Annotated in this window: 19 protein-coding genes; 12 read left to right on the top strand and 7 right to left on the bottom strand. The window is 63.3% G+C overall.

Going from position 1 to position 19,629, the window contains the following annotated elements; translation table 11 throughout:
• The first annotated feature begins 203 nt into the window (after window positions 1-203).
• Both VB618_RS13645 and VB618_RS13640 read left to right on the top strand, forming a co-directional pair.
• Window positions 204-986: a class I SAM-dependent methyltransferase gene (locus tag VB618_RS13645; RefSeq protein ID WP_329797233.1), complete on the top strand. Its 783-nt coding sequence runs from the start codon at window positions 204-206 to the stop codon at window positions 984-986.
• A gap of 68 nt (window positions 987-1,054) precedes the next feature.
• Window positions 1,055-1,723: a hypothetical protein gene (locus VB618_RS13640; protein ID WP_329797232.1), complete on the top strand. Its 669-nt coding sequence runs from the start codon at window positions 1,055-1,057 to the stop codon at window positions 1,721-1,723.
• Between the two features lie 116 nt (window positions 1,724-1,839).
• Here the strand turns inward: VB618_RS13640 and VB618_RS13635 are convergent, their stop codons facing one another.
• The gene (locus tag VB618_RS13635; protein WP_329797231.1) at window positions 1,840-2,847 is read right to left on the bottom strand and encodes a threo-3-hydroxy-L-aspartate ammonia-lyase; all 1,008 of its coding nucleotides are present in this window, start codon (window positions 2,845-2,847) and stop codon (window positions 1,840-1,842) included.
• 238 nt (window positions 2,848-3,085) lie between these two features.
• Here VB618_RS13635 and VB618_RS13630 point away from each other — a divergent pair, with 238 nt between their 5' ends.
• The 7 genes from VB618_RS13630 (at window position 3,086) to VB618_RS13600 (ending at window position 11,259) form a co-directional block, all read left to right on the top strand.
• Window positions 3,086-4,285, top strand: a complete 1,200-nt coding sequence (locus VB618_RS13630) for a calcium-binding protein (protein ID WP_329797230.1) — start codon at window positions 3,086-3,088, stop codon at window positions 4,283-4,285.
• Between the two features lie 295 nt (window positions 4,286-4,580).
• Entirely contained in the window at window positions 4,581-5,669 is a 1,089-nt protein-coding gene (locus VB618_RS13625; RefSeq protein WP_329797228.1) for a hemerythrin domain-containing protein, read from the top strand.
• Between the two features lie 417 nt (window positions 5,670-6,086).
• Complete coding sequence (gene minD, locus VB618_RS13620; RefSeq protein ID WP_329797227.1) at window positions 6,087-6,896, top strand: septum site-determining protein MinD; 810 nt, start codon at window positions 6,087-6,089, stop codon at window positions 6,894-6,896.
• Window positions 6,893-7,171: a cell division topological specificity factor MinE gene (gene minE, locus VB618_RS13615; protein ID WP_329797226.1), complete on the top strand. Its 279-nt coding sequence runs from the start codon at window positions 6,893-6,895 to the stop codon at window positions 7,169-7,171. Before minD ends, minE begins: the two co-directional genes overlap by 4 nt.
• Before the next feature lie 87 nt (window positions 7,172-7,258).
• Window positions 7,259-8,194: a DUF5996 family protein gene (locus tag VB618_RS13610; protein ID WP_329797224.1), complete on the top strand. Its 936-nt coding sequence runs from the start codon at window positions 7,259-7,261 to the stop codon at window positions 8,192-8,194.
• 230 nt (window positions 8,195-8,424) lie between these two features.
• A complete protein-coding gene (locus VB618_RS13605) occupies window positions 8,425-9,084 on the top strand; it encodes a ComEA family DNA-binding protein (protein WP_329797223.1) in 660 nt (219 codons plus the stop codon).
• Between the two features lie 354 nt (window positions 9,085-9,438).
• Window positions 9,439-11,259: a PAS domain-containing sensor histidine kinase gene (locus tag VB618_RS13600; protein ID WP_329797222.1), complete on the top strand. Its 1,821-nt coding sequence runs from the start codon at window positions 9,439-9,441 to the stop codon at window positions 11,257-11,259.
• Between the two features lie 75 nt (window positions 11,260-11,334).
• Here VB618_RS13600 and VB618_RS13595 read toward each other — a convergent pair whose 3' ends face one another.
• The 3 genes from VB618_RS13595 to VB618_RS13585 all read right to left on the bottom strand — a co-directional run bounded on the left by VB618_RS13595 (window position 11,335) and on the right by VB618_RS13585 (window position 14,683).
• On the bottom strand, window positions 11,335-12,507 hold the full coding sequence (locus VB618_RS13595; protein WP_329797221.1) for an ABC transporter substrate-binding protein: 1,173 nt from the start codon (window positions 12,505-12,507) through the stop codon (window positions 11,335-11,337).
• A gap of 124 nt (window positions 12,508-12,631) precedes the next feature.
• Complete coding sequence (locus VB618_RS13590; RefSeq protein ID WP_329797220.1) at window positions 12,632-13,408, bottom strand: SDR family oxidoreductase; 777 nt, start codon at window positions 13,406-13,408, stop codon at window positions 12,632-12,634.
• 75 nt (window positions 13,409-13,483) lie between these two features.
• On the bottom strand, window positions 13,484-14,683 hold the full coding sequence (locus VB618_RS13585; RefSeq protein ID WP_329797219.1) for an ABC transporter substrate-binding protein: 1,200 nt from the start codon (window positions 14,681-14,683) through the stop codon (window positions 13,484-13,486).
• A 204-nt stretch (window positions 14,684-14,887) separates the two neighbouring features.
• Between VB618_RS13585 and VB618_RS13580 the strand changes: the two genes are divergently transcribed.
• Window positions 14,888-15,280: a GFA family protein gene (locus tag VB618_RS13580; protein ID WP_329797218.1), complete on the top strand. Its 393-nt coding sequence runs from the start codon at window positions 14,888-14,890 to the stop codon at window positions 15,278-15,280.
• Between the two features lie 50 nt (window positions 15,281-15,330).
• Here VB618_RS13580 and VB618_RS13575 read toward each other — a convergent pair whose 3' ends face one another.
• Entirely contained in the window at window positions 15,331-16,263 is a 933-nt protein-coding gene (locus VB618_RS13575) for a 3-keto-5-aminohexanoate cleavage protein (RefSeq protein WP_329797217.1), read from the bottom strand.
• Between the two features lie 191 nt (window positions 16,264-16,454).
• Between VB618_RS13575 and pepT the strand changes: the two genes are divergently transcribed.
• Window positions 16,455-17,690 (top strand): peptidase T, encoded by a 1,236-nt coding sequence (pepT, locus tag VB618_RS13570; RefSeq protein WP_329797216.1) that lies wholly within the window; start codon window positions 16,455-16,457, stop codon window positions 17,688-17,690.
• 119 nt (window positions 17,691-17,809) lie between these two features.
• On the opposite strand, the gene VB618_RS13565 is transcribed toward pepT, so the two are convergent.
• The gene (locus VB618_RS13565; protein ID WP_329797215.1) at window positions 17,810-18,565 is read right to left on the bottom strand and encodes a sulfite exporter TauE/SafE family protein; all 756 of its coding nucleotides are present in this window, start codon (window positions 18,563-18,565) and stop codon (window positions 17,810-17,812) included.
• Between the two features lie 94 nt (window positions 18,566-18,659).
• Between VB618_RS13565 and VB618_RS13560 the strand changes: the two genes are divergently transcribed.
• Window positions 18,660-18,968 (top strand): hypothetical protein, encoded by a 309-nt coding sequence (locus VB618_RS13560; protein ID WP_329797214.1) that lies wholly within the window; start codon window positions 18,660-18,662, stop codon window positions 18,966-18,968.
• A gap of 33 nt (window positions 18,969-19,001) precedes the next feature.
• Here VB618_RS13560 and VB618_RS13555 read toward each other — a convergent pair whose 3' ends face one another.
• A complete protein-coding gene (locus VB618_RS13555; RefSeq protein ID WP_329797213.1) occupies window positions 19,002-19,298 on the bottom strand; it encodes a potassium transporter TrkG in 297 nt (98 codons plus the stop codon).
• Between the last annotated feature and the right edge of the window lie 331 nt (window positions 19,299-19,629).

Below are 19,629 nucleotides of genomic sequence, written 5' to 3'. Positions count from 1 at the left end.
CGTAGCGATTTGAGAAAGCGCGCCCCTCCTAGGTTCGATCAAACAGTAATGCAAGGATTATCTTTTAGAATTACTTTAATTAAAAACAGTAAAACGGTTCTTTAAAATAGTTCTATTCTACAGTTTAAAATAATTCCAGTTTGACGTCTTTCGATTCTGCACTTAGAGGAGCGCCGGAATTCATCATCTGTCATGGGCTTCTCATGAACGCGAACTACACGCTCCGGGACGAGATCAGGGACTACTGGTCGGCACGCGCGGCAACCTTCGACGAGCAGGTCGGGCACGAGATCTTCTCGGAGGCGGAGCGCCAGGCATGGCGCGATCTGTTCCGGCGCCATCTCGGATCGGGCGAGGGGCGCCGGGCGCTCGATCTTGCCAGCGGCACGGGCGTGATCTCCCATCTGCTGCATGGTCTCGGCTTTAACGTCACCGGCCTCGATTGGTCGGAGGCGATGCTGAACCAGGCGCGCGCGAAGGCAGCCCGGCGCGGTGCCGACATTCGCTTTGTAATCGGGGATGCCGAGCGCACCCTTGAAAAGCCGGAGAGCTACGATGTGCTCGTCACGAGGCATCTGGTGTGGACGCTGGTGGACCCGAAGGCGGCGTTCCGGGAATGGCATTCCCTGCTGAAGCCAGGCGGGCGGCTTCTCATTGTCGATGGTGACTTCGTATCGGACACCTTTGTTAGGCGCGTGATCCGGCTCGTCGAGAAGTTGGTGCCGGGTCTCACTGGTGCCCCGCACGCTCCCAATGCCATGCGTGAAACCCATGAGCGCATCCTGAGGCGGGTTTACTTCTCGAAGGGAGCGCGGGCTGAAGAAGTCGCGGCCCTGCTGCGGGAGGCCGGTTTCGCGGAAGTGACCATCGACCGAAACCTCAAGCCGATCCACCGGGAGCAGGCCAAGAACCTGCCGCTGCTCAAGGGCCTCGAGCGCGCGACGCAGCATCGCTACGCTGTCCTGGCGGTGAAGGCCTCATCCTGAAAAGCCCTGGCCTGCCGGTCGCAACCGTGCTCTCCTGATTTGTGGAGAACCTGAAATCAGGAGCGGGAATGGGACGCTGCGGCCGAGCTCTCGTGCTTTGCATCCTGCTGACATCGGCGCCACCAGCCTGGGCGCAGCAGGGCGTCGATGTCGCGACACCTGAAGGCTTGCCCACCATTGGCAAATGGATGCTCACGGCCAAGGGAGCTCTGTCCGACTGGCTCGGCGAGATCTACCGCGGCAAGAACCTGCGCGAGCCGATCAACGTGATCATCATCGACGAGAGTGCTGCAAGCGCGGAGGACGCAAAGGCGCGATTGCTCGCGGCCACCGCTCGTGCCGGATATCCCGTGCGCTTCGGTCATTCGGCAGGCTATCAGGGCGTCATCGGCGGGCAACTCCATGCGCAACTCCCGCAAGGCAGGGACGATGCCTTCTCCAACGATCTCTTCGAGGTAAGCAACAATCACGGCCGCATCTTCGGGCCGCATGTGTTCGGACAGGGCTATCTGTTCACCGGCGCCTTCAGCCGTGAGGAGGTGGATCTGCTCCGTGATCCACCGCACCAATACGGTTCGTTCAACCGGGCCAGGGATGACTTCACGCAGAGGCTCGATCGCAGTACAGCCTACAAGGTAAGCGGCTTCGTCAATCTCGGCAATGCGCTTATCGACGATCCCAAGCTCACCACCGGCGATCACGACGGCATGGCGGTGCTGGTGCGGGCGGAAAGATAATACGACACTTTCCCGTCATGGCCGCACTTGTTGCGGCCATCCACGTCTTATAACCGCTGAAAGACGTGGATCCCCGGGACAAGCCCGGGGATGACGAGGAGGGCGTGGTCAGAAACCTACCCCGCCAAGAACCCCGCCAGCGCCCTCGGGTCCACATTGCCGCCGCTGATGATGATGCCGACGCGCTTGCCCTCGCAAGGGACGAGTCCGTTCAAAGCCGCAGCCGCCGACAGGCAGCCCGTGGGCTCCACAACGATCTTCATGCGCTCGACGAAGAACCGCATGGTGTCGACGAGCTGCGCGTCGGACACGGTGAGGATGTCGTCGACGAGGGCGCGCATGATCGGGAAGGTCTTGGATCCGACATAAGTTGTCTGCGCCCCGTCGGCGATGGTGGCAGGCACGGGGATCTTCACGATGGAGCCTGAGCGGAACGATTGCTGCGCGTCGTTGCCCGCCTCAGGCTCGACACCATAGATGCGGCATGCGGGCGAAAGCGCCTTCGTGGCGAGCGCCGAGCCTGCCAGCAGGCCGCCACCGCCAGTGCAGACGAACAGCATGTCGAGGGGGCCGACCTCCTCGAACAATTCCTTGGCGGCCGTGCCCTGGCCGGCGATCACGTCCTCATGGTCGTAGGGCGGAATGAGCGTGAGGCCGCGCTCCTCCGAGAGCCTGCGCCCGATGGCTTCCCGGTCTTCCGTGTAGCGATCGTAGAGCACGACCTCGCCGCCATAGCCCTTGGTGGCAGCCACCTTCATGGCCGGCGCGTCCTGCGGCATGATGATGACGGTGGGCACCCCCTGAAGCTGCCCGGCATAGGCGATGGCTTGGGCGTGGTTGCCGGACGAGAAGGCCACGACGCCGCGCTTCTTGGCCTCGGCGGACAGCCGCGCAATCGCGTTGTAGGCGCCGCGGAACTTGAAGGAGCCCCCGCGCTGGAAGTTCTCGGCCTTGAAGAACAGCCTGCCGCCCGTCCGCTCGTCGGCGGTGCGGGAGATGAGAACCGGCGTGCGATGGGCTATCCCGTCGATGCGCTGCGCCGCCGCCACTACGTCGTCATAGGCGGGCAGAGGCGGCGTAGCGGCAGAAAGATCCTCGGAGACTTTGGAAGTCGGCAGGCTCATGTCAATGCACCGATCTTGACGGGCTCAAGGTGAAGAGCTCCTCCACGCCCGAGAGAGTGAGCCGGGTTGCCCAAAAAGGGGACTAATCCTTCTGAGTCCTATACAACCTTGCATGGGAGGGGGAAAGTCCGATGGGGCCTATGAGAGACACGGGCTGAGCAGCCGGAGATAAGCGTCCCGATCCAAACGATACGAGCGGATTGTCTGCAGCCGTGCTTCTCCTCGCTATGGAGATCCCATGTCAGCGATACGCTATGTCTTCTATGGCGGCGTCGAGGGCGCCTATCAGAATCAGGATCTGAACGATCTGTCGTTCCTGGACCCGAACTACGGGGTAAATGTGGGCGGCTACAAGGAAGGTCAGCTCATCAGCGGTTACTTGGCTCTTTCCGGTCAAGCTCTCGCGATTGCCAACAGCTATCCGCGCGGCACTCAGTTCGAGTTGCCCGGTACCACACCTGGGCTTGACTTCTTCTTTAAGCAGCCGCGGGTCGGGGATTATACCGAGGCTGAAATTCTCCTAAATGTCAGGCTGACTATTGGTGGGGCAGGAGAGCCCCTTTCATCCCTGCAGGTCAGAGTCTTCGATGGCGCCGACGGGCCGAACGTCACCATCACTTCGACCGGCGCCGACATCAGTGACGACAACGATGCCATCGCCCGTGTCGACGGTCTCTGGCTGCCTGAAGATGTGAAGCCGCTGGTGCTGAGCGGTACAAGCGGCGGCAACACACTGCGTGGAACGGCCCAGTACAACTTTCTCTCCGGCGAAGAGGGGAACGATACCCTGTTTCTGAAGACGGGGCAGGGCTGGATCTGGGGCGGCAACGGCAAGGACTATATCAAAGGCGGCAGCTTCGGTGACTACCTGTTCGGCGGCTATGGCAACGACAAGATCCTTGGCCGCGGCGGAGATGATGTGATCCGCGGCGGCGACGGCAAGGACGATCTGCGCGGCGAGCAAGGGGACGATACGATCCTCGGCGGAACCGGCAACGATTCCGTCAAGGGCGGCAGCGGGAACGACGACCTCGAAGGCCGGGCTGGCAACGACAGGATCAACGGCAACGACGGCCAGGACACCATCCATGGCGGGCGCGGCAACGACACCATGGATGGCGGCAGCGGCAACGATCTGATCTTTGATGGCGCCGGCAACGATGTCCTGAAGGGCGGCCCGGGTGCCGACGAGTTCTCGTTCTCGTTTCTTAGAGGCGGCGGCCGTGATCGCGTGACCGACTTCAGGCCGGGCGAGGACACGATCATCATTGAGAGCGGAGAGTACGAGTCCTTCGAAGCGATGATGCAGGGCGGCTATGCGGTCCAATCGGGCGACAATGTCGTGATCACCTACGGTTTCGAGTCCATGATCACGATTGAGGACATTCGCCTCGCCAAGCTGCGGGCGGACGATTTCGGCTTCGGGGTTCCCGGCTAGCGCATCGCGCGGAAAAGTGGATCCGGTTTTCGCTTGCGCGGCCCGCTGGGTCCGCGCTCAACGATGCGCACTTCAAAGGGTGGAGCATCGGATGTATCCCAAAAGTACAAATCCACTTTTGGGTCCGATGCTCTAGGAGCAGCTACGTGCGGCCCGGGCAATCCCATGAGCGCCCGGCCGCCACGTTCCCGTGGCCTCAACAGGTCAAGCCGCGCAAACACAAGCTCCCGCCGGAACAGCCGTCCACCCAAGCCGTTCATCCTGATCGAGGCAAAGGCTCAACAGGAGGCTTCCCATGGACCTATGGCAAATGGTCGTGTCGGATCACGCGAATATCGATGAGCTCTGCCGCGAGGTGCTGAAGGCCACGAGCAGCGGGCCCAACAGCCGCGCCGAGCTTTTCGACGATCTCCAGGACGAGCTGGAGCGGCACGTCGTGGCGCAGCAGAACGTGCTCTACCCCGCCCTGGCTCATCATGAACGCACGTCCAGTTATGTGGCCGATCTGGAGCGCAAGCAGGACGAGATCCTGCGCCAGGTCGATGAGCTGGCTGCCCGTCCCGACAAGGACAGCCACGATTGGGCGGTGGATTTCAAGGATCTGACCGGCTCCATTCGCCATGCCTTCACATTAGAGGAGAACGGGGTGATGATCGTCGCCCGCGGCGTCTTCTCGCCCAGTGAGCTCAAGAGCCTACAGCGCGATTATGAGCGCGAGCGCATCGCATCCTACGAATCCAGCCGCTGGCACATGCCGCAGGCCGTGATGCCGAGCCGCTACGGGCTGCCCACCGGTACCGTCTTCGGCGTGCTCGCCGGCGTGATGGCCGTCGGCGCCGGAGCCCTGCTGTGGAGCATGAACCGGTCCGGCTCCATGGGCTCGCGGCAGAGCCAGCCTATGCGCCCTGCACCCCGGCGCCCCGAGCCGCCGTTCCCGCTCGATAGCGGCGTGATCGACCGGCGCCTGGAAGGCTCCCGCACCGCAGCGGGACGGTCATCCACAACCACCCGCATGTCGCCCACGGCCGGAGCCTCGTCGGCCTCCCGAGCGTCCTCGGCCCGGGTGTTCGGCCATGAAGGGCAGGGAGCCGGGCAGCAGGCCGGTCAGGCGGATGACGCCCTGCTTCACGGCGCAGGCTCAGGCACGGGTAAAGGCACGGGCCCGGCAACGTCCGCTGCGCCGGCTCCGGGCGGCAGCCCCTCCGACGACAACTGGTTCTCGTCGGCCAACCCACCCCGGGCTCCCTCGGGCCTCTCGACACCGCTGCAACCGGGCGGAACCCTGCCGGCCGGCGGCCCCGCTGCTTCCGCAGGCACCATCGGCACCGGAGGCGCTCAGACGGGCGGTGCGGATACAGGTGGTCTGAAGAGAGACGGGCGCTAACACCCAGAAGGCCTCACGCTTTGAACGTGAGGCCTTTTCTATGCCGCCACGGTCTCGGCAGGGCATGGGCAATCTCATACTGCTTGCCTCGGTGCCGAGCACGGCATGACCATCCAGACGGCGCCATTATCGGGGCAGAGTGAGCCAAGACCGCCCTGCAGTTCACGCTTCATGTCCCAACGGCATCCGGCACGATCCGCGCAAAACCTTTGGTTTTCGGCAAAAATACAGCCTCTGCGTCAGCAATATTAACCGTCCAGTAACCATACAGAGCGCGCAATAGGCTTTCTACATGACGTAAGGAAAAGCGACAGCCTCAAGCCGCCTCCGCTCTCCGAACATGTTCTGCGGTCCTCCGGGGAACCTGCTGGTGATGCCGTCGCAAGCACAGATTTGAACGGGATAGGAGAACCAAGGATGGCGAAAGTACTGGTCGTGACATCGGGCAAGGGAGGCGTCGGCAAGACGACCTCCACGGCGGCCCTCGGCGCGGCGCTGGCCCAGTCGGGACAGAAGGTGGCGATGATCGACTTCGATGTCGGCCTGCGCAACCTCGATCTGATCATGGGTGCCGAGCGGCGCGTCGTGTATGACCTGATCAACGTGATCAAGGGCGATGCGAAGATCGAGCAGGCGCTGATCCGCGACAAGCGCGTGGAGACCCTGTACCTGCTTCCGGCCTCCCAGACCCGCGACAAGGACAACCTGACGGACGAGGGCGTTGCCCGCGTCATCGAGGGCCTGCGCGAGAAATTCGACTGGATCATCTGCGACAGCCCGGCCGGCATCGAGCGCGGCGCGACGCTCGCCATGCGCCATGCGGATGTCGCCGTCGTGGTGACCAATCCGGAAGTCTCCTCCATCCGCGATTCCGACCGCATCATCGGCATGCTCGATTCCAAGACCTTGAAGGCGGAGAATGGCGAGCAGGTGGAAAAGCACCTGCTGCTCACCCGCTATGACGCTGCCCGCGCGCAGCGCGGCGAGATCCTCAAAGTCGAGGACGTGCTCGACATCCTGTCGATTCCGCTTCTCGCCATCATTCCGGAGAGCACCGAGGTGCTGCGCTCCTCCAATCTGGGTGCGCCAGTGACCCTCGGCAGCCCGAACTCCGCGCCGGCCCGCGCCTATCTCGAAGCCGTGCGCAAGCTGCAGGGCGAGACGATCGTCGAGGTGCAGAAGCAGCGTGGTCTGTTCAGCAAGTTGTTCGCCAGGAGGGCCGCATGAACCTGTTCAACTTCTTCAAGAAGAACAACACCTCCGCCCCGGTGGCCCGCGAGCGCCTGCAGGTTCTGCTGGCGCATGAGCGCACCATCGTCGGAGGTGGTGAGTCCGATCTCGTGGCCATCCTGCGCGAGGAGATCATGGCGGTGATCGCCAAGCATCTGTCGGTGCCGCAGGACAAGGTGCAGATCAAAATGGATCGTGGCGCCTCCGTGTCGACCCTCGAGGTCGATATCGAAATCCCGGCGACTCTCGCAGGCCTGCGCCCGGCCGCCTGAATACTCTGATCGCAGGCTGCCCTGTCCAGCCTGCGATCCACCAGTTATACTCGTCATTCGCGATCCCGCTCCGCCCGGAGGCGCTCCATGGATGACGATGCTTGGCCCGAACTCTCCTATCCTGCCTGGCGCGACACGGCCGCGACCCTGCAACTCTGGACGCAGATCGTCGGCAAGATCCGCCTCGCGCTCACGCCCTGGCTCAATCACGGCTGGCATGTACCGCTCTACGTCTCCGCGCGAGGCCTGAGCACCTCGCCCGTGCCCATCGGTCGCGAGATCCTGGAGATCGAGTTCGATTTCATCGGCCATCGCCTGCTCGTGCGCACCAGCCGCGGCGACGAGCGCATGCTGCCGCTTAAACCGCAGAGCGTGGCGGCGTTCTACACTAATCTCCTCAACCTCCTCGACAAGATCGGCATCAGGGTCTCGATCAGCGAGATGCCGAACGAGGTGCAAAACCCGATCCGGTTCTCAGAAGATCACGAGCATGCGTCCTACGACGCCGATGCGGCTCATCGCTTCTGGCGCGTGCTGGTGCAGAGTGACCGGGTGTTCAAGCTCTTCCGCAGTGGCTTCCTGGGCAAAGTCTCGCCGGTGCATTTCTTCTGGGGCAGCTTCGATCTCGCGGTGACGCGCTTTTCCGGGCGCGCCGCGCCGCGCCATCCCGGCGGCGTGCCGGGTCTGTCGGATGCAGTCACCCGCGAGGCTTATTCTCATGAGGTCTCGAGCGCAGGCTTCTGGCCCGGCAGCGATGCCTACCCTCACGCCGCTTTCTATTCCTACGCCTATCCCGAGCCGCCGGGGTTTCGGGACGCTGCAATCCCGGCGGGCGCAGAGTTCGATCCAGCGCTTGGTGAGTTCATCCTGTGCTACGGTGTCATGCGCCGGGCGCCCGATCCCGATGCGATGCTGCTCGATTTCCTGACCTCCACCTATGCGGCAGCAGCCGATGCAGGGCGCTGGGACCGCGCCGCCCTCGAATGTGACTTCGGTGCACCCGCACGCGTGCGCAGCGTCTGAGAAGGGTCACTTCGAAAGGTGATGACGTTGCCGAACTGGCGTCATCCCGCAGAAAATCAGCGCACCTATCCGAAATTGTCGTTGATCCGCGCCAATAACGGCAGATCGCCACGCCTCTGCCACATCCCGCCTCTAGCCCTAGCGCTGCATGCGAGGAGACGGACTTGGTATCCTGCATGCACGCTCATCAAGAGTGGAGCATCCACCACGAGTAAAGGTGCGAGGACCCCATGCAGGTCGGCGACTTGTCACGAACCCATCCTTCCCATGAGCGGCGCGACAATGCAGCTTTCCAGGCGCTGCGCATTCTCCTGGTGATCGGCCTCATGGCTGGCGGATCGCTGGCTCTGTGGCTCGCTGCAGGCAGCAGCGCTTCCTCCGGCGGCATGGTTACCGCCGCGCCGCCCCAGATCCTGGCAGGCGAGGAGTATGTTGTGGAACTGCCGCAGCGCACCGAGCGCGTCCAAGTGGCCGATGCGGATCCTGCAGCCTCAGGCTCACCGGTGGAGGCTTCCTACTTGCCCGCATCCGGCCCGCAGGATCCTAGCGCTGCTCTCATGGAAGCCGCCCCGCTGCCGCTCGCTCGCGAACAGGCTTCCGCTGCCCCGGAGCCAACAGTCTCAGCTCCTCCCACCGACGTCGACATGACGGGTGCTGTGGCCAAGCATGCGAGCCTCGCGGAGCCCGTGCGTTCTGAGAGCCCAGCCGCAGATCTGGTCGATCTCAACCGGGCCTCCTTCGAGCAGCTGAACTCCCTGAAGGGGGCAGGGGCCCTCGGCCGAGCCATCATCAAGCACCGGCCTTACAGGTCCGTCGATGATCTGGTGAAGAAGAAAGTCGTGCGCCGCCCGGTCTTCGAGAAGATCAAGGATCAGGTGAGAGTGCAGTAGGGGCGGCGAGGCCCCTCACTCCTGCGCCTGTCAACGGCGCAAATCCCTCGATACGGGCCTGCTCCTGCCAGGGCCTCAGCGGCGCCTGCGTCAACGATAGGTCGCTGGCCCCATTGCCACGGAAGAGGGAGGCGCTACAAAGGATCAAAACCTCGCCATCCCATCAGTAGACCGAGCTCATGCTTTCTCGAACAGCTCTGAACGTGTCTTTCGCACCAGGGCTTGCAGCACACATCTCCGTGAATGCGGGGCCAATCTCCCATCGCAGCTCCAGCCAAGCCTTGCTCCAGGAGGATTTCATCCTGGGCGGATATGTCCCCTGCAGCGGGGCTGTTCGAAACGACGTGCAAAGCGATGGACACTAGAACCCCGCTATACACCGATTTCCTCCGGGACGGCGGCGAGGTCGGGGCGCTGATCCGCGGCTATGATTGGGTCGGCACCCCCATCGGGCCGATCTCCGGCTGGCCCCAGAGCCTGAAGACGACGGTCGGGCTGATGCTTCGCTCCCCGATCCCGATGGTTCTGCTGTGGGGCGAGCACGGGGTGATGATCTACAACGATCCCTATTCGGTCTTCGCCGCAGGGCGCCACCCGCGGCTCCTCGGATCGAACGTGCTGGAGGGCTGGCCGGAAGTCGCCGCGTTCAACGCCCATGTCATGAAGGTCGGTATGGCGGGCGGCACCCTCTCGTTCCGGGATCAGGAGCTGACCCTCTACCGGAAAGGGGTGCCTGAGCAGGTCTGGATGAATCTCGACTACAGCCCTGTGATCGACGAGAGCGGTCAGCCAGGGGGCGTGCTCGCCATCGTGGTGGAGACCACCGGCCGAGTGACCATGGAGGCAGCCCTGCGCGACAGCGAGACACGCCTGCGCGGCGTGCTCGACGGTATGGGCGAGAGCCTGGCCATCCTGGACCGGGATTTCCGCATCGTCGACATGAATGCGGAGGCGCTGCGCCTCGAGAGCCGGCCCCGTGACCAGATCATCGGCAAGACCCATTGGGAGGCTCACCCGGATGCCGATCCGGCTCTCGGTGAGATGTATAAGCGCGCGCTGGCGACCAAGAAGCCTGTTGAAATGAAACATCGCTATGCCTGGCCTCATGGCCGGGTAAGCTGGATCTCAATGCACGCCTACCCGGTCGGTGACGGCTTGGCGGTGTTCTACGGCGATGTCACCGAGCAGGTGGAGTCCGAGGAGCGCCTGCGGGAAAGCGAGGAACGGCTGCGGCTCATGGCCGATGCCGTGCCGCAGATCGTCTGGGTCACCGATTCTGAAGGAAAGACCGAGTTCTTCAATCGACAATGGTTTGAATACACCGGTTCTGCCCACAACCCAGCCAGCGCGACCCAGGTCGCGACAGACTTCGTTCATTCCGATGATGAAGCGGTGACACTGGAGGCATACGAGAACGCCCGGCGCACAGGCAGCATCTTCGAGGTCGAACATCGTATCCGCTCGAAGGAGGGTGACTATCGCTGGTTCCTTGTCAGGGCAGAGCCCTACCGCGATCCGCACACCGGTGAGATTGTCCGCTGGTTCGGCGTCTCCATCGACATCCACGACCGCCGAGTCGCGCAGGAGCATCAGCAGCTTCTCATCAACGAGCTGAACCACAGGGTGAAGAACACCCTCGCCACCGTGCAGTCGGTGGCATCGCAGACGCTGCGCAATGCGGCCTCGACCGAGCAGGCCAAGGAGTCTCTGGAGGCCCGCCTCTTTGCCCTGTCCCGTGCCCATGACGTTCTCACCCGCGAGAACTGGGAGAGCGCGGACCTGTATGACATCGTCGAACAGGCCGTGGCGCCTTATTCGAGCCGCGGCGAGGATCGCCTGCACCTCGCAGGCCCAAGGGCTCGCGTGCCGCCCCGCATGGCCCTGGCGCTCGCCATGGCGCTGCAGGAGCTGGCGACCAATGCGGTGAAGTACGGAGCTCTGTCCAACGATATGGGAATGATCAGCATTGCCTGGAGCGTGCAGCGCGGCGATTCCGGGCCGCGACTGCATCTCAAGTGGGAGGAAAGCGGAGGTCCCGCCGTCCATCCACCATCGCGGCGGGGGTTCGGATCACGGCTGATCGAACGGAGCCTGTCGCAGGACCTCGATGGCAAGGCCCAGATTGCGTTCCTGGCCAGCGGCGTCGTCTGCATCGTGGATGCGCCGCTGACCTGAAGCCGCGGCCAGCTATTCTACGGAACCTTGTGAGAAGCGCCGCCCTTCAGCGGCGCTTCCTGTGGTGTGCTGAGGTCAGTTGGCCTTGGCGGCTTTGACCGGGTCCTTGACGTTCGGGATCGTGGCGAACTCCATATTGTAGAGCTCCCCGTTCACCCGCTCGACCTTGCGTACATAGATGTTCTGGATGATGTCACGCGTCTGCGGGTCGATCGACACGGGCCCGCGCGGGCTGGTCCAGCTCATGCCCTTCATGGCATCGATCAGCGCCTGACCGCCCTGGCCGTTGGTCTTCTTCAGGCCCTCGTAGATCAGGTGCATGCCGTCATAGCCGCCCACCGCCATGAAGTTGGGACGCGTGCCGCCACTCGCCTTCTTGAAGGCTTCCACGAAGGCCTTGTTCTCGGGGCTGTCGTGCGCGACCGAGTAATGGTGCGTGGTGATCGCGCCCAGCGCTACGTCCCCAATGTTGTTGAGCACTTCGTCGTCCGTGACATCGCCAGGACCGATCAGCTTGATGCCGCTCTTGTCGAAGCCGCGCTCCACGAACTGCTTCATGAACTGCGCGCCCTGGCCTGCGGGGACGAACACGAACAGCGCGTCGGGCTTGGCATCCGCCACTTTCTGCAGGAAGGGCGAGAAGTCCGGGTTCGCCAGCGGCACCCGAAGGTTCTCCACCTGACCGCCGGCCTTGGTGAATACACCGGAGAAGGCTTTTTCGGAGTCGATGCCCGGACCGTAATCCGACACCAGCGTCACAACCTTCTTGATGCCGTTCTTAGCGGCCCAATCGGCCATCGGCTCGGTGGCTTGCGGCAGGGTGAAGCTCGTGCGCGCGATGAAGGGCGAGGCTTCCGTGATGGTCGCCGTTCCCGCCGCCATCACCACCATGGGGATCTTTGCTTGCGTGGCGAGCGGCGCTGTCGCGAGTGCCAGCGGCGTGAGGCCGAAGCCTGCCAGCACGTTCACCTTCTCGTTGACGATGAGATCCTGAGCCGTCCGCTTCGTGGTATCCGCGACGCTGCCATCGTCCTTGACGATCAGCTCGATGGTCTGGCCTGCGACCGTGTTGCCCTTCTGCTGCAGGTAGAGCCGGGCGCCCATTTCGACCTGGCGGCCGATGGCCGTGAAGGGCCCGGTCAGCGGCAGGATCAGGCCGACTTTGACAGCCTGCTGCGCCTGCGCGCCTGAAACGGCAGCCACGAGCGCGGCGGTGCCTGCGGCGAGGATAAGGGTTCTACGGTGCATCGTTGGTCCTCCCATGGTTCTTCTTTGCAATCTTATGGCACAGATTGAACAAGGATACTCGGGCGGCCCAGGGATAAAGCAAGCAGGAGATTAGGCGAACCGAACATCTCAGGACGCAGGCCGGTCACGCGAGGGACTGGGTGTCCCCGTCGATGGCAATAGCCTGACCCGAGATCGTCCGCCCGCGGGGCGAGCACAGAAACACGATCTGATCGGCAATCTGCTGCGGGGTCACGGCGGCTCGCAAGGAAACGTGCCGGAGGAACTCGCTCTCCATCTCCTCGTAGCTGACCCCGCGGGCTTCAGCCTTGCTGCCGATCACGCGGCGGATCCGCTCGCCTTCCACGACGCCCGGAAGGATGGCGTTGACCCGGATTCCGAGCGGCCCCAGCTCCATGGCGAGCGTTTTCGTGAATCCCACCGCGGCCCATTTCGCAGCGGAGTAGGGGGAGCGCAAGGGAAAGCCGAAACGGCCTGCCGCGGACGAGAGATTGATGATGGAGGCGTTATCGCTCTTCTGCAGATGCGGGACGGCCAGACGGGCGCAGTTGAACTGTCCCGTGATGTTGACCGCAAGCGTTCGGTCCCAATCCTCAGGATCGACCTCATCCACTCGCGCGGTCGGGCCGGCGATGCCCGCATTGTTGACGAGAACGTCGAGGCCGCCGAGGGCATGAAGGGCTTCATCGAAAAGGCGGCTCACATCCGAACGTTTCGCCACGTCGGCGCGGGACTGCGTGACATCGGGATCGCTCGCCGCGAGGGAGGCAAGCGCCGCATCGTCGACGTCGCAGACATGCACCTTCGCGCCCTCGCGCACAAAGCTTCTGGCGATCTCCAGGCCGATGCCGGCGGCACCTGCCGTCACGAGAACGCGCAACCCTCGAATGTCTAGATCCATCGCAGCCTCTTTCGTCGCTGAGCCTCAAAAGAAATAGGGCCAGGGTGAACCCGGCCCTATTGCTGTCAGTTGCGATCAGCCCTTCACGAGCGGGCAGCCGCCTTCGTTGAGAGGCCGGAAGGCCTGATCGGCCGGGATCGTGGCAAGCTGCTTGTAGAGATCCCAGGGGCCCTTGGACTCAGCCGGCTTCTTGACCTCGAACAGGTACATGTCGTGGATCTTGCGGCCGTCCTGACGGACCATGCCCTTGCCGAACAGCGGATCATCCGTGGGCATCTCCTTCATCTTGGCCATCACCTGCGCGGTGTCCTTGCCCTTCAGGGCCTCGACGGCCTTGAGGTAGTGAAGTGCACCGGCATAGACGCCTGCATGAACCATGGTGGGCATCTTGCCGCCGTTCTTCTCGGCGAAGCGCTTGGACCAGGCGCGGGTCTGGTCGTTCTGGTCCCAGTAGAAGGCCTCGGTCATGACGAGACCCTGAGCCACCTGAAGGCCGAGAGAATGAACATCGGTGATGAAGACCAAGAGCCCCGCGAGGCTCTGCCCACCCTGGACGATGCCGAACTCCGCCGCCTGCTTCATCGCATTGGTGAAGTCGCCGCCCGCATTGGCAAGGCCGATCACCTTGGCGCCTGAGGATTGCGCCTGCAGCAGGAAGGACGCGAAATCCTGGCCGGGGAAGGGGTGTCGCACGGTGCCCACGACCTTGCCGCCAGCCTTCGCTACCAGGGCCGAGGTGTCACGCTCCAGGGCATGGCCGAAGGCATAATCCGCCGTGACGAAGAACCAGGTGTTGCCTCCACGCTTCACCATGGCGCCGCCGGTGCCGTTCGCGAGCGCCCAGGTGTCGTAGGTCCAGTGGACCGTGTTGGGCGAGCATTGGGATCCCGTCAGGTCCGACGTGCCGCCGCCGGAATTGATCAGGATCTTGTTCTTCTCGCGGGCGATGCCGTTCACGGCAAGCGCCACCGAGGAGGTCGGAACGTCGAGAATGACGTCGACGCCGTCCTGATCGTACCATTGCCGCGCGATGCCAGCGCCGATATCCGGCTTGTTCTGGTGGTCCGCCGCCACGATATCGACCTTGATGCCCTTCTCGGCCGCCTTGAAGTCTTCGGCGGCCATGCGGGCCGCGATCACCGATCCCTCGCCGGTGAGGTCGGAATAAACGCCAGACCGGTCGTTCAGGACACCCAGCTTGACCGAGGTCTGCGCCTGCGCGGCTCCTGCCATGGCCATGGCCACCAGAGCGCTGAGAACATAACGCGTCTTCATTGTTTCCTCCCTGTTTTAGGACATGCATCTTAGGCATGCCTGCGCATGATTGGGAAGCCGGGCAGCAGCCGTGCACGGTGTGGCCTGAAGTATTACAGATCAAAGCGCCTTAACTTGCCGACGGCTTGCTCGATGCGGGCAATTGCAATGACCTTGCTGCCCGTTGTAAAAAATTTTGCCGCCCGATCGTGGAGGAGGCGCAGCATGGACCGGTTCAGGGGCGGCTGCCTGTGTGGCAATGTCCGATTTGTTGCCTCAGGACGCCCATACCGGGTCGGCCTTTGTCACTGTCTCGACTGCCGCAAGCATCACGGAGCCCTTTTCCACGCTTCCGCGATATTCCCTCAGGATGCAGTGACGATCGAGGGCGAAACGCGCGACTATGCCGGGCGGTTCTTCTGTCCCCGCTGCGGATCGTCCGTTTTCGCGCTCAGCGCAGACGAAATCGAAGTGAACCTTGGCTCCCTGGATGCCCCTGACCAGATGATGCCCACTTACGAACTCTGGACCGTGCGTCGCGAGTCCTGGCTGCCGCCGTTCCCGCTCACGAGGCGATACGAGCGCGATCGTGAATCCACGAGCCGCTCCGAGGAATAGGCTGCACTCACGCTACTAGCCCGCTAGCGGTGCGGTTCTCCCTCATCGCTTTAGAAGGCTGTGTGCTCCGGCCCTTTCGTCTGAAGCATGCGGCGCGCGTCGCCCGGGGTGGCGATGGTGAGGGAAAGCTCCTCCAGGATGCGGCGGATCTTGCGCACCTGATCGGCATTGGACGGCGCGAGTTCGCCCTTAGCCAGATAGAGGTTGTCCTCCAGGCCCACGCGCACATGCCCGCCGAGGATGGCCCCCATCGTGACGAACGGCAGCTGATGCCGGCCGGCGGCCAGGATGGAGAGATAGTAGTCGTTCCCGAACAAGCGGTCGGCCGTCGCCTTCATGTGCATAAGGTTTTCCGGCTCCGGACCGATGCCGCCGAGGATCCCGAAGATCGCTTGTACGAAGAAGGGCGGCTGCACGAGCCCACGGTCGGCGAAGTGGGCGAGGTTGTAGAGATGGCCGACATCGTAGCACTCGAACTCGAAACGGGTGCCGAGCGCGCCGAGTTCGGTCATGCCCCGCTCGATCTGCGTGAAGGTGTTGGACAGGATGAAGTCCTTGGTCATCTCCAGGTACGGCTTCTCCCACTCGTTCTTGTATGACGCGATGCGTCCGCCGGCGCCGGAGATGTTGAAGTTGAACGATCCCATGTTCATGGAGGCGATTTCGGGCTGCGCCCATTTGGCCGCGGCGAGGCGCTCATCAAGCGACATGCCGAGCCCGCCGCCGGTGGTGATGTTCACGATGGCATTGCAGCCGTCCTTGATGGCCGGCAGGAACTGCCTGAACACCTCGGGGCTCTGCGTCGGGCGGCCGGTCTGCGGATCGCGCGCATGCAGGTGAAGGATCGCAGCACCGGCCTCTGCCGCCCCAATGGCGCTCTCGGCGATCTGCTGCGGCGTCACCGGCAGGTACGGCGACATGCTGGGCGTATGGATCGACCCGGTGATCGCGCAGCTGATGATGACTTTGTCCGATCGCTTCATCGAAACCTCCAGGGCTCTTCAGACCGCCTCGCCTATCGGCGCCAGCCCCCAGGTTAGGCGAAACGGCCGGTGCGGGTCCATAGAGCACCGTAACGGGGCGAAATCGGCACGAGATTTTTGTCCAGCCCATTCCCGTGGCGGCCTTTCCCGGCTAAAAGTCCATCGTCTCTTCGCGAATTGGATTTCAATCTATGGCCGCCAGCGTTACCGACCGTTTCCTCCGTTACGTCGTCATCGACACCCAGTCCGACGCCTCCTCGAAGTCCCAGCCTTCCACCGAAAAGCAAAAGGATCTCGGCCGCCTGCTGGTCGATGAGCTCCTGTCCATCGGGGTCTCCGACGCGCATCTCGACGAGCACGGCTACGTCTATGGGACCATTCCGTCGAACACCCACAAGAACAGCGTTCCGGTCATCTGCATCTGCGCCCACATGGACACGGCGCCGGACTTCTCCGGCACGAACGTCAAGCCGCAGATCGTCAGGAACTACCAGGGCGGCGACATCCGCCTGCCGGGCGACACCACCCAGGTCATCCGCGTCGCCGACCATCCGGTGCTGAAGGATTTGATCGGCCACGACATCGTCACGTCGGACGGCACCACGCTGCTTGGCGCCGACGACAAGGCGGGCGTCGCCGAGATCGTGGCCGCCGCCGAGTTCCTGATCAACAACCCGGACATCAAGCACGGCACGATCCGCATCCTGTTCACCACGGACGAGGAGATCGGCCGCGGCGTCGACAAGGTCGACCTGAAGAAGCTCGGGGCCGATTTCGGCTACACCATGGACGGCGGAGCCGCCGGCAGCATCGAGGACGAAACCTTCTCGGCCGATGCGGTGGAGATCGCCATCAAGGGCGTGGCGATCCACCCGGGCCAGGCCTACGGGCGGATGGAAAACGCCATCAGGATCGCTGGCGACATCGTCGCGCGCCTGCCGCGGGACATGGCGCCCGAGACCACGAAGGGACGCGACGGTTTCATCCATCCGACCGGCGTGTCGGGCGTGATGGAGAAGGCGAACTTGAGCCTCATCGTCCGCGACTTCACGGAAAAGGGCCTCAAGGCCAAGGAGACTCTCCTGGAAGACATCACCCGCGAGGTGATGAAGAACTATCCGAACTCCAGCTACACCTTCACGGTCAAGGAGCAGTACCGCAACATGAAGGAGGTGCTCGACCGGCACCCGGAGATCATCGAGCATGCCGTGGAGGCGATCCGCCGAGCCGGCATGGAGCCGCGGCGCGACAGCATCCGCGGCGGCACGGACGGCTCACGCCTCTCCTTCATGGGCCTGCCCTGCGCCAACATCTTCGCCGGCGGCCATGCCTTCCACTCGCCGCTGGAATTCGTCAGCAGTCAGGACATGGAGAAGGCGGTAAACACCATTGTCGAACTCGCGAAAGTCTGGGAAGAGCGCGCTTAGCGCATCGTGCGGAAAAGTGGGTTCGGTTTTCCGGCCCACACGATGCGTCGCTCAAAGATTGAGCATCGGGTAAATCCCAAAAGTGGTGTCCGCTTTTGGGTCCGATGCTCTAGCGCTCCTCAATTCTGCAGTACCGATCTCAGCACAAGTTCAGCCCCGAGGAGCAGCAGGCCGATGAGGAACCATCGCCGGAACATCTCGGGGCTGACCCTGCGCCTGACAGCCTGCCCCAGCCACATGCCGGCAAGCGCCGGCGCGATGGCGAGCGACGACAGGACGAGGCCATCGAGCTGGAACGCTCCGCGCCATCCCAGTCCGACCGCAAGGGCGATGGTCGACACGGTGAAGGACAGCCCCAGCGCCTGGATCAGGTCGTCCTTGCGCAGCCCGAAAGCCTGAAGATAGGGAACGGCCGGGATGACGAAGACCCCCGTGCCTCCCGTGACGATGCCCGTCGTCAGACCGACCAAAGGCGACAGCCATTTCTCCCAATGATCCGGCACGGACAGCTGCCGCGCCAGCAGAGTGAAGCCGGCATAGACGACAAGGGCCGATCCTAAGCCCGCCGTGGTCCACCGCGTATTCCCCTCAGTCAGAACGAACGAGCCGGCTACCGTGCCAAGCGCGATGCCCAGCATCATCGGCCACAGCCGCCGGACCAGCGCCGTGAAGTTCGGACCGGCGAAGAGCTGCCACACATTGGTGACGAAGGACGGCACGATCAGCAAAGCGGCGGCCGTCACGGGTGCCATGAGCGCTCCCAGCACTCCCATAGCCACGGTCGGCAGGCCCATGCCGGTGACGCCCTTGACCATGCCGGCAAGGAAGAAGGTCAGACCAATCGAAAGAATGAGCCATAGGGACGGATCGCGCATGCTCTATTGGCCCATGGGCGGACGAGGGCGCAATGCGTATCTAGCGGAGCAAGCCTTCGCGGAGGAGCAGGGTCAAAGGCGGAGATCTGTGTGGATGGAACGCCTCGGCGGCACGGGAATTGCCTTGGGAGGCGGCCATGGGGTCGCCCCTGGAGGAGTTCGCCCCATGCCCAACCGCATGCAGGATGGTCAACAGCCCGAGGCTCTGCGCTCCCTGAAATCGGCCGCCAAGGCGGGAAGCCAAAAATCCGAGGATCAAGGTCTCGAAGCCCGCGGCGACACCGCGCCGGTGCCGGCCTCTCCCGAGGAGGAGCAGGGCGCCGCCGCGAAGGTGCTCCGTGAGGGGGTGAAGAAGAACCCTCGCGGCATGGAGGAGGCGGCCAAGAAGGCTCCCCGGCGCTGATCGCCTGAAGCCGCTCCTGCCGACCGGGCGGTCTTATCCGCGCCAGAACTGCGGGAAGAACAGGATCAGGACGGTGAACAGCTCAAGCCGCCCCAGGAGTATGCCGAAGCACAGGAGCCACTTGGAGGCATCCGGCAGCGTGCCGAAATTGCCGGCTGGGCCAATGATCGGACCCAGGCCCGGCCCGACATTCGACAGGGCTGCTACGGCGGCGCTGGCGCTGGTCAGGAAATCGAGGTCGAACGCCATCAGGGCGACCGTGAGCGCGCTGTAGCAGATGAAGTACAGCGAGAAGAACACCACCACCGACCCAATCACGTCGTCCGGCAAGCAGCCGGCCCGCATAGACGCGCGGAAACACGCCCCGTGGATAGAGCAGGCGCAGGAACTGGCTCTGGAGCATGCGGATCATCACCTGGAAGCGGAAGATCTTCATCCCGCCCGCGGTCGATCCCGTGCAGCCATATGCGAGCCATCCTATATCCTGCATTCTCCCAGAACTGTTAGAACTGAACCCTATGCAGTGCAGCTACGTTAGAACAAGGGTTTATCCTTAACGAAGAATAGGTGGGGTACATGGCCGCGACGGGGATTAGCGAACGGGTGGATGTCGGCCCTGCCGGATACGGGCACGCAACTCCGACCTCCTTCTGGGCTCTGA

It is taken from the genome of Microvirga sp. CF3062, assembly GCF_036314045.1.
Taxonomy (GTDB): domain Bacteria; phylum Pseudomonadota; class Alphaproteobacteria; order Rhizobiales; family Beijerinckiaceae; genus Microvirga.
The sequence above is the reverse complement of the archived record's forward strand: the minus strand, read 5'-3'. Positions and strand labels throughout refer to the sequence as shown.

What these genes read in the sequence shown, in the direction of transcription:
- VB618_RS13645 (WP_329797233.1), top strand. Translation starts at nt 204, where the DNA reads ATGAACGCGAACTACACGCTCCGGGACGAGATCAGGGACTACTGGTCG.
- VB618_RS13640 (WP_329797232.1), top strand. Translation starts at nt 1,055, where the DNA reads ATGGGACGCTGCGGCCGAGCTCTCGTGCTTTGCATCCTGCTGACATCG.
- VB618_RS13635 (WP_329797231.1), bottom strand. Translation starts at nt 2,847, where the DNA reads ATGAGCCTGCCGACTTCCAAAGTCTCCGAGGATCTTTCTGCCGCTACG.
- VB618_RS13630 (WP_329797230.1), top strand. Translation starts at nt 3,086, where the DNA reads ATGTCAGCGATACGCTATGTCTTCTATGGCGGCGTCGAGGGCGCCTAT.
- VB618_RS13625 (WP_329797228.1), top strand. Translation starts at nt 4,581, where the DNA reads ATGGACCTATGGCAAATGGTCGTGTCGGATCACGCGAATATCGATGAG.
- minD (WP_329797227.1), top strand. Translation starts at nt 6,087, where the DNA reads ATGGCGAAAGTACTGGTCGTGACATCGGGCAAGGGAGGCGTCGGCAAG.
- minE (WP_329797226.1), top strand. Translation starts at nt 6,893, where the DNA reads ATGAACCTGTTCAACTTCTTCAAGAAGAACAACACCTCCGCCCCGGTG.
- VB618_RS13610 (WP_329797224.1), top strand. Translation starts at nt 7,259, where the DNA reads ATGGATGACGATGCTTGGCCCGAACTCTCCTATCCTGCCTGGCGCGAC.
- VB618_RS13605 (WP_329797223.1), top strand. Translation starts at nt 8,425, where the DNA reads ATGCAGGTCGGCGACTTGTCACGAACCCATCCTTCCCATGAGCGGCGC.
- VB618_RS13600 (WP_329797222.1), top strand. Translation starts at nt 9,439, where the DNA reads ATGGACACTAGAACCCCGCTATACACCGATTTCCTCCGGGACGGCGGC.
- VB618_RS13595 (WP_329797221.1), bottom strand. Translation starts at nt 12,507, where the DNA reads ATGCACCGTAGAACCCTTATCCTCGCCGCAGGCACCGCCGCGCTCGTG.
- VB618_RS13590 (WP_329797220.1), bottom strand. Translation starts at nt 13,408, where the DNA reads ATGGATCTAGACATTCGAGGGTTGCGCGTTCTCGTGACGGCAGGTGCC.
- VB618_RS13585 (WP_329797219.1), bottom strand. Translation starts at nt 14,683, where the DNA reads ATGAAGACGCGTTATGTTCTCAGCGCTCTGGTGGCCATGGCCATGGCA.
- VB618_RS13580 (WP_329797218.1), top strand. Translation starts at nt 14,888, where the DNA reads ATGGACCGGTTCAGGGGCGGCTGCCTGTGTGGCAATGTCCGATTTGTT.
- VB618_RS13575 (WP_329797217.1), bottom strand. Translation starts at nt 16,263, where the DNA reads ATGAAGCGATCGGACAAAGTCATCATCAGCTGCGCGATCACCGGGTCG.
- pepT (WP_329797216.1), top strand. Translation starts at nt 16,455, where the DNA reads ATGGCCGCCAGCGTTACCGACCGTTTCCTCCGTTACGTCGTCATCGAC.
- VB618_RS13565 (WP_329797215.1), bottom strand. Translation starts at nt 18,565, where the DNA reads ATGCGCGATCCGTCCCTATGGCTCATTCTTTCGATTGGTCTGACCTTC.
- VB618_RS13560 (WP_329797214.1), top strand. Translation starts at nt 18,660, where the DNA reads ATGGAACGCCTCGGCGGCACGGGAATTGCCTTGGGAGGCGGCCATGGG.